Genomic DNA, 1,865 nt, shown 5'->3' on the forward strand with positions numbered 1-1,865 from the left:
CATCGGCGCCGGCCGCTCCAGCAAGCCCTCGGACGGTCTGCGCACGCAGTTCCCGGCCTACAACTACGACGACATGGTGGCCGCCCAGCACCGGCTGGTGACCGAGCACCTGGGCATCCGCCACGTGCGTGTGATCGTCGGCAACTCGATGGGCGGCATGCATGCCTGGCTGTGGGCGCAGCGCCATCCGGATTTCATGGACGCGGTGGTGCCCATGGCGTCGATGCCAGCGGCCATGTCGGGCCGCAACTGGATGATGCGCAGGCTGCTGATCGAAGCCATCCGCAACGACCCCGACTGGCAAGGCGGCCAGTACACCCGCCAGCCGCGCGGGCTGCAGCTGGCGGCGCAGTTCTTCAACACCGGCACCAACGGCGGCAACGAGGCGCTGTACCAGCAGGCCCCCACCCGCGCCGCCGCCGATGCGCTGGTCACCCAACGCCTGCAGGCCCCGTTCCGCGCCGATGCCAACGACTACCTCTACCAGTGGGAGTCTTCGCGCGACTACGACCCTGAGCCGGGCCTGGACCGCATCCGCGCCCGGGTGCTGGCCGTCAACTCTGCCGACGACGAGCGCAACCCGCCCGAGCTGGGCCTGCTGGACAAGGCCATCGCCCGCATCCCGCAGGCGCAGGCCTACGTCATCCCTTCCAGCCCGCAAACCAGCGGCCACGGCACCGTCGGCCAGGCCCGCTTCTACAAAGACCGCCTGGCCGAGCTGCTGAACAGCGCCCCGCGCCGCACGGCCCCCTGACCCTGACCGCAAGGACGAATCCATGCCCCGCTTTGCCGCCAACCTCTCGATGCTCTACAACGAGCACGACTTCCTCGACCGCTTTGCCGCCGCCGCGAAAGACGGCTTCACCGCCGTCGAGTACCTGTTCCCCTACGCCTACGCCGCCGACGAACTGGCCGCCCGCCTGAAGGCCGCCGGCCTGCAGCAGGTGCTGTTCAACGCCCCGCCCGGCGACTGGGACAAGGGCGAGCGCGGCATCGCCTGCCTGCCCGGCCGCGAGGCCGAGTTCGCCGAAGGCATCACCAAGGCCCTGGCGTATGCCCAGGCGCTGCAATGCCCGCGCGTGCACGTGATGGCCGGCCTGGCGCCCGCGGGCATCAGCCGCGAACTGCTGCGCGCCACCTACGTGGCCAACCTGAAGCGTGCCGCGGCCGAAGCCGCAAAGGTGGGTGTGGACATCCTGATCGAGCCGATCAACCAGCGCGACATGCCCGGCTTCTTCCTGAGCCGCCAGGACGATGCGCATGCGGTGGTGGCCGAGGTGGGCGCGCCCAACCTGAAGGTGCAGATGGACCTGTACCACGCGCAGATCACCGAAGGCGACCTGGCGATGAAGATCCGCCAATACCTGGCGACCGGCCAGGTGGGCCACCTGCAGATCGCCGGCGTGCCCGAGCGGCATGAACCCGACCTGGGCGAGATCAACCACCCTTACCTCTTCAAGCTGCTGGACGACATCGGTTATGCCGGCTGGATCGGTTGCGAATACCGCCCCCAGCGCGGCGCGGTGGCCGGCGGCACCTCGCAAGGCCTGGGCTGGCTGGCGCCTTACCTGCAGCGCTGAGCCCCCGCTGCCCGGCCGGCGACCGGTCGGGCGCGGTGTTTGCCGGGCGGTCTCCACAACCAGGAGACCGCGATGAGCCAGACCACGCCCACCCCGCCCGAACAGCAGCGCGAGCAGCTGCTGGACGCGCAGCGCAAGGCCCACGAAGACAGCCCGCGCAACTTCAAGCAGGACGCGCTGGACGACAAGCAGGTGCACATCGAGCCCGACGGCACCGGCCCCAGCTCCACCGAGAGCCTGGACCCGCAGGCCGACCAGGCCAAGGGCAGCGGGAATCCGCCGGCC

General features: G+C 70.2%; 3 protein-coding genes. All 3 read left to right on the top strand.

The window, feature by feature from the left end; translation table 11 throughout:
• Positions 1-754: alpha/beta fold hydrolase (locus tag ABNT58_RS11055; RefSeq protein WP_348753530.1), on the top strand; the 754-nt coding region annotated here is incomplete at its 5' end.
• Positions 755-776: 22 nt separating this feature from the next.
• A complete protein-coding gene (gene otnI / locus ABNT58_RS11060) occupies positions 777-1,580 on the top strand; it encodes a 2-oxo-tetronate isomerase (protein WP_348753531.1) in 804 nt (267 codons plus the stop codon).
• Positions 1,581-1,652: 72 nt separating this feature from the next.
• A partial coding sequence (locus tag ABNT58_RS11065) for a hypothetical protein (RefSeq protein WP_348753532.1) occupies positions 1,653-1,865 on the top strand: 213 nt, incomplete at its 3' end.

This window comes from uncultured Aquincola sp., assembly GCF_964001545.1.
Lineage (GTDB): Bacteria > Pseudomonadota > Gammaproteobacteria > Burkholderiales > Burkholderiaceae_C > Aquincola.